The sequence below is a fragment of the Rhizobium sp. PEPV16 genome (genome assembly GCF_008919455.1).
Classification (GTDB): Bacteria; Pseudomonadota; Alphaproteobacteria; order Rhizobiales; family Rhizobiaceae; genus Rhizobium; species Rhizobium leguminosarum_Q.
On the sequence record NZ_VSZV01000137.1, the window covers coordinates 1 to 6,983 of the forward strand.

5 protein-coding genes are annotated in these 6,983 nt (G+C 59.1%); all 5 read left to right on the top strand.

The window, feature by feature from the left end; all coding sequences use genetic code 11:
• The coding region (locus FY112_RS02490) for a LysR substrate-binding domain-containing protein (protein WP_151517575.1) at window positions 1-721 on the top strand (721 nt) is incomplete at its 5' end.
• A gap of 198 nt (window positions 722-919) precedes the next feature.
• Window positions 920-2,341 (top strand): DUF882 domain-containing protein, encoded by a 1,422-nt coding sequence (locus FY112_RS02495; RefSeq protein WP_094088805.1) that lies wholly within the window; start codon window positions 920-922, stop codon window positions 2,339-2,341.
• A gap of 929 nt (window positions 2,342-3,270) precedes the next feature.
• Complete coding sequence (locus tag FY112_RS02500) at window positions 3,271-4,224, top strand: NAD-dependent epimerase/dehydratase family protein (RefSeq protein ID WP_131629755.1); 954 nt, start codon at window positions 3,271-3,273, stop codon at window positions 4,222-4,224.
• Between the two features lie 31 nt (window positions 4,225-4,255).
• Window positions 4,256-5,476, top strand: a complete 1,221-nt coding sequence (locus tag FY112_RS02505; RefSeq protein WP_017961641.1) for a glycosyltransferase — start codon at window positions 4,256-4,258, stop codon at window positions 5,474-5,476.
• Window positions 5,470-6,983: glycosyltransferase family A protein (locus FY112_RS02510; protein WP_151517576.1), on the top strand; the 1,514-nt coding region annotated here is incomplete at its 3' end. The genes FY112_RS02505 and FY112_RS02510, both read left to right, overlap by 7 nt.

A 6,983-nucleotide genomic window follows, 5' to 3' on the forward strand; every position in this document is an offset into this window, starting at 1 on the left:
CTCGACTACGGAGGCGGGGGAAAAGCTCCTAACGTCACTGGGCTCGCATTTCGAGGAGATCGACGCGGAACTAGATGCGCTGACACATCTTCGCGAGCGCCCGGCGGGCAGGATCGCGATCACCTCAAGTCAACACGCGGCAGACACGATACTCTGGCCGGTTCTCGAAAAATTTCTCGGCGAATACCCGGATGTCAAGATCGAGGTGATCGTTGATGCTACGCTGATCGACCTCGTGGCGGAGCGGTTCGACGCCGGCGTTCGCCTCGGCGAGCAAGTCGAGAAGGACATGATCGCCATGAGGATCGGCCCGGACCTGCGAATGGCGGTAGTCGGGTCGCCTTCTTATTTCGACAAGCACGGGCGACCTGAGAACCCGGAAGATCTCACACAGCACAACTGCACCAACATCCGGATGCCGACATCTAAAAGGATCAACGCCTGGGAATTCGAAAAGGGCGGCAAAACCGTCAACGTCCGGGTCGACGGGCAGGCCGTGTTCAATAGCGGCTCGCTACGGATGAACGCGGCGCTCGCCGGCGTCGGACTTTCCTACATGCTCGAAGACTATGCCAAGCCCTACATCGACGACGGACGCCTGGTGCGAGTGTTGGAGGACTGGTGCGAGCCTTTCGCGGGATACCACCTGTACTACCCCAGTCGGCGGCAGCACTCTCCGGCGTTCGTGCTTCTTCTGAACGCTTTGCGGTATCGAGAGTAGGAGTGCGGGCCGCCTTTTTATTGCCGTGTCTTCGTAGGAAGAGCGCGACGCGATTTCATCCGCAGACGCAAGCGGCCGGCATCTCCGTCGGCCGAAACACGACAAAAACAGCGCCGGCCCCCGAGTGCCACTGCGCCTGGATGGCTCGCATCCGCTTGTTAGCAATTTATTGACCATAAGCTGGCTTTATTGAGCCTGATGGATGCGGAGGTTTCCGCCCCGTCGTCGAGTGTTTGGTGTTGGACGGGATTGTTCGTGTTGAAGTACCCAGTGCAAGGATTATCGGGCGGAGCTTTGGGCGGAATTGCCAAGCTCCTATCGCGTGCAAAACGCTTCGCAGCGCAGACCATTCTCCCAGCTCTGTTTGCGCTGCCGGCACTTGTCGGTTCTGCATCATTTGTCTCGGCGGAAGATCGGGCCCTGAAGCTGTTCTTCACCCATACGGGCGAGAGGGCCACGATTACCTACAAGCGGGACGGAAAGTTCGATCCAAAGGGCCTCGCCCAGATCAATCGGTTTCTGCGCGACTGGCGGAGGAACGAGCCCACCCGGATGGATCCCCGGCTGCTCGACCTGGTCTGGGAAGTGTACAAGCGCAGCGGCGGCAAGGACTACATCCATATCGTCTCCGCCTATCGTTCCCCGAGCACCAACAACATGCTCCGCAACCGTTCGCGCAGCACGGGCGTCGCCAAGAAGAGCCAGCACATGCTGGGCAAGGCGATGGATTTCTACGTTCCCGGCGTGAAGCTTTCGACGCTGCGTGCGCTGGCGATGCAGATGCAGGTCGGCGGCGTCGGATATTATCCGACCTCGGGATCGCCCTTCGTGCATCTCGATGTCGGCAACGTCAGAGCCTGGCCCCGCATGTCCCGGCAAGAACTCGCTCGAATATTCCCGAATGGGCAGACCATGCATCTGCCGGCCGATGGCCGGCCGCTGCCGGGATACAATCAGGCGGTTGCGAACCACAAGAAGCGCGGCGGCCCCACCTCGATCCAGATCGCCAGCACCGCTGGAGAAGACGAAGACGTGAGCGCGTCGACCACGTCGAGCGGCGATACTACAGACAATAAACTCGTGACGGCGCTTCTGCCCACGCCGAAAAGCCGAGCATTGAATGCGCTCGCGCTGCAGACCGGCGCCGCCCAGCGGGATGACAAACGGTCCGCTCCGGATCTTTCATCTTTCCCGATTCCGATACCGGCGATGCGGCCGGCTGCCCTCGAGCACGACGCGGGCGTGGATGACAAAGTAGAGACTGCGTCGATCGGTCCAATTGATGTCCTTCCGGATAGGCCGGCGTCTGCATTGCCGGCCTATGCCCGCTTCGAACCCCGCCTTGTTGCACACCCGGCCTCCAAGCAGGGCACGAACATGATCGCCTCACTGCCCATGACCGCCTCCTGGGAAGAAGCAAATTTCTTCGGATCGACTTCCGACGCGGCGCTGATGAAATGGGCGCTGCATTCTCCTGGCGAGATGATAGAATTGAGTGCGCCTCGCGTTTCCCCGCGCACGGTTCATCGTCAGGCGAATGTCGCGACATCCGGTGAGGATATCATTCCGGTCGCCGCCCAGTTCGATGCCAACCGGCTTGCGTCGTCCCCGGAGGGCTGACTCAATCGTCAAGGCTTGATGCGCAGCGCGAAGCGGTCAGAAGCGCCAGAACGGCCATGGTGAGAACCGGGCTGACGGTCTCGATAGACCAGGCGCCGCCCAGTGCCAGAAGCCTGTGCGGTCACCGGCAACAGCCGAGCGGCACCGCGAAGGCGGGACATTCCATGTATCTGCGGAGGAATGGAGGACCGCACTGCGGCCGCCTTGCGGTCGGCGCTCACGCGTCGGCCCGAAAATCGGAATCTATGCTCGGGAAAAATGAGGTAGATCCAATGTGTTAAAGCGTTGTCCAGGCGCTTGAAAAGACGCGCAGGCGCCATAGTTTGGATTTTCGAACGACGCCGACGATCGTTTCCGCGCGCGGGAAATTCAGACCAAAGTCCGAGCCAACCCCGGACTTCGTGCCCATACTAAACGTTCAATCGCTGTAATAACAATAATACATCTTAAGTAACGAGGCGCGCTGATGTGAGAAGCGTATCAATTGCTGGCAGAGCCGGCTTCGTTGGATCTCCTGTGACCGACTTTTACTTAGGAAGCGATGTCCGGAAGCCGGTTGTTGTTGACAATCTTTGCACCGGATCTTTCGAAAATATAGCACCACATCAAGGCTCCCCGTTTCCACCGAGCGACGTGCTTTTCGATGAGCGACCTCAGCTCTGGATCCGGAACGCGTGCGGCCGCCTCATGGAATGGATAGTCGATATTGGGCAGGTCGTGATGATCGCGCGCCGAGCATCTGTCGCATCCGGTCCCGGCGCGGCCACGCGTTATCGAGCGCGGCATCGGCGGCAACACCTTAAAGTAGGCGAATTTAACAATTAACATTAATAAGCGAGTATTTCTTAGAATTCTTCTAAGTAATTGTCACGCATTACAGGTGGTGCTAATAAACAGGCACCTTATCTCAAGTCACGAGGCGCAATGCAATGAAAAGCGTATTGATTTCTGGCGGGGCTGGCTTCATCGGATCCCACTTGTGTGATCGACTTTTGCTTAGGACGGACATTCAGAAGCTGGTCGTTGTTGACAACCTGTGGACCGGGCTTTTCGAAAATATCGCGCACATCAGGGACCCCCGTTTCCACTTTGTGAAATCCGACGTCGAGACGCTGCAGACTTCTGAGAAATTCGATGAAGTCTACCATCTCGCATCCCCCGCATCGCCGCCGTGGTACATGAAGGAGCCGAAGAGGACGATTTCCGCCAACCTTCTCGGCGCGTTCCGGCTTCTCGATGTGCTGAAAAATGGCGGGCGTTTCTGTTTTACCTCTTCCTCCGAAGTCTATGGAGACCCTTTGGTCTCGCCGCAGCCGGAATCCTACAAGGGCCAGGTGGACTGTACCGGACCGCGTGCGTCCTACGACGAAAGCAAACGATGCACGGAGTCGCTGCTGTTCGAGATGCAGCGCACCCAAGGGCTCGACGTCAAGATCGTTCGTCCCTTCAACATCTATGGCCCGCGGACACGGTCCGACGATGGTCGCGCGGTCTCCAACTTCATCACCCAGGCGCTCTCGGGCCGCCCGATTACCGTATTCGGCGACGGCCTTCAGTCTCGCAGCTGGGGCTATGTCGATGATGTTGTCGATGGTTTCGCGCGATATTTCTGGATGAATGAAACCGACTATAAGGGGCCTCTGAACGTCGGCAATGATCGCGAGATTTCGGTTCTCGAAGTCGCGCAATATGTCTCCAGACTTGTTGGCGGCGTGCCGATCGTCTTCGAGCCGTCACCGCCGCAGGACCCCACGAACAGACGGCCGGACTTGACCAACGCGCACTATGTCATGCCCGAGTGGTCGTGCAAAATCACCTACGAACAGGGCGTGGCGATGACGCTCGATTGGTTCAGGGACCAAATGAGGCACGCCGCGGAATAAACCATGTCGGCTTTCGAGACTCGCGTCTTGGATGCGCGCGGCGTATGTTCACGGTGCGATTGAGAGAGTGATGATGCGAGAACCAATTCCGTCCGATCTGAAGGATATGAGTTTTCCCGTACCGATTCACTATCTTGATCTCGCCACCTCTCACCTTGATGCCATTTCGCCCCCGATCTCCGATGGGCTCGTGGTCTTTCTGTCGGATGGTCTTCCCGTAGGACAGGCCTATATCGAAAGGCCCGAGACGGCGGCGGCACTCGCCGAGCGTGTCGTGCGGCCCGAGACGCTCGAGCATGCGCGTCAAGTCGCGCAAACCCCTGTGCGAAACCGCGACGTCAGCATTCTGATTTGCACAAAGGACCGGCCGGAGGAGCTACGTCGGTGCCTGGCCTCGATCCCCAAACAGTCGCTCAGCCCCGTCGAGATCATCGTGGTGGATAATGCCTCCGCCGGTGATGCGACGCGTCGTGTGGTGGAGGAATCGGGCGCAACCTATGTCCGTGAAGAGCGGGTCGGGCTGGATTATGCGCGCAACGCTGCGGTTCGTGCGGCGAGAACCGAATTCGTCGCGTTTACGGATGATGACGTCGTTCTCCACGAGCGGTGGCTGGAAAACCTGATGAAGGGGTTCGATCTGCCGGAGATCGCCTGCGTAACCGGGTTGGTCCTTCCCGGGGAACTCGCAACGCCTGCACAGTTTATCTTCGAAAAGCACTGGAGTTTTGGCAGGGGTTATCTGCGGCAGGATTTCAATCAGGACTTCTATACCAGGGATACACGTTACGGCGCTCCGGTCTGGACGATAGGAGCCGGCGCAAGTCAGGCCATCCGCCGCAAGGTCTTCGAGGAGATCGGCCTGTTCGATGTCCGCCTGGATATGGGCGCTGCCGGATGCTCGGGCGATTCCGAATACTGGAACCGGCTCCTCCATCATGGCCATGTCTGCCGCTACGAGCCGACGGCGGTAGCCTGGCACTTTCATCGCAAGGATATGAAGGGGCTCGCCAAACAGATCTACCAATATATGAGTGGCCATGTCGCAGCGCTGCTGGTCCAGTATCAGAACACAGGAAATAACGCCAATCTGCGGCGCATCCTGCTCTCGTTTCCGAAATATTACGCCGGAAGGCTCCGAAGACGGCTTCGCAAAGGCACGACATCGCACGACGTCTTCCTGAAGCAGGAGATGCTCGGAAGCGTAAACGGCGCTCTATACGTTCTGCGGCGATGGAAGAGGCCCGCATGGTGATCGCCGCGACACCTGACATTTCATTCCTCATCCCCGCCTACAATGCAGCCGATACGCTTGCCCAATGTCTTGCCAGCCTGCAGCAGCAGACGCGATCGAACTGGCAGGCTGTCGTGGTCGATGACGGTTCGACCGACCGCACCTGGGAGCTTCTCGAGGCCATCGCAAAAACGGACAGCCGCATTCTCCCCGCCCGTCAGCCGAATGCCGGCGCCGCCGCGGCGCGAAACCACGCCGCACGCCTTGCGGTCGCTCCCCTGCTCTGCATGCTGGATGCCGACGACTGGCTGGATCCGACCTTCATCGAAAACATGCAGCCGGTGGCAGAGGATGCATCTCCACCCGTTCTCGCCTATTGCGATTATCGTCGCGTTGCTCCGAGCGGCCGGCTGCTGCGGGTAGAACAGGCTCCCATCCTGACGGGAGATGCCGCCAAGCGCGAATTCTCCTCCTTCTGCGCCCTTGCCATCCATACGGTCGTCTTTCCCAAAAGCCTTTTCGAGCATTTGGAAGGCATGGATGAAACCTTGCAGACCGGCGAGGAATGGGATCTCTGGCTCCGCATGGCCTTTGCAGGCGCCGAATTTTGCCATGTGGACGAATGCCTCGCATTCTATCGCATGAAGGCCGGTTCGCTGTCCGGCGATCCGGTCAAACTGGTGCGCGACGCGGTTCGCGTGACGACGAAAGCGCAGGCGCTGCAGATGCAGCAGGGCTTGTCGGCAGGGGGGCCGGAGACAGGTTGGATCACGCCCCCCGTCAGCCAACTGCGCATGCTCGCCTGGGTCGTCGCCGCCAAGCTCGATCCGACTTTGGATATTGCAGCCCTTGCAGCGCTTCTGCCTGACATGCCGGACGCCGCGGGCTACGAAAACCTTTTTGCCGGCGTAATCCTCCATGGCCTGCAGACAGGGCTCTTTATCGATCGGGCAGACGGTCTCATCGATGTTCTCGATAAATGGCGACCGACGTTCCTTTCGCTCATCCAGCTAATTCAGGATCATTCCATGCCTGGCGCTGGGCGCAAGATCATTGACGCCGTTTCTTGGCACATATCCGCCGCAAACCCTTTGCGGTCATTCACGCTTGGCAATGTCCAGGTGGTCAGTGTCGCGCTCGAAACGCTTTCGCGAATCCCCAAGGCCGAACCAGCCGACACGCTCGTCATGCACGCCATGTCCGGTGGACAACATGTCGGCTCCTTTGTCGGGCCATTCTGGGGCGATCTTTCGATCCGGGCGCAGATCAGGCTGATCATGCATGAGATGCAGGCAGACGAGCATCTGCAAACGCCCCACGCACTCGCCTATGCCAGCTCCTGGACAATGGAGGCATTGCGCGGCTACAGGACCTTCGGCGGACTGATCATCAAAAGCGGCCGGCGGCGAGGGCGTCTCGAAAGGTTTTTGGTGCGTGTCGGACGCAATGCCCTCCTTGCCACAGCGCCCGGCGACAAACAGGACAATGACGCCCGGATTTCCGAAATCCTGCGGGATTTCGAACATCG

What these genes read in the sequence shown, in the direction of transcription:
- FY112_RS02500 (WP_131629755.1), top strand. Translation starts at nt 3,271, where the DNA reads ATGAAAAGCGTATTGATTTCTGGCGGGGCTGGCTTCATCGGATCCCAC.
- FY112_RS02505 (WP_017961641.1), top strand. Translation starts at nt 4,256, where the DNA reads ATGCGCGCGGCGTATGTTCACGGTGCGATTGAGAGAGTGATGATGCGA.
- FY112_RS02495 (WP_094088805.1), top strand. Translation starts at nt 920, where the DNA reads ATGGATGCGGAGGTTTCCGCCCCGTCGTCGAGTGTTTGGTGTTGGACG.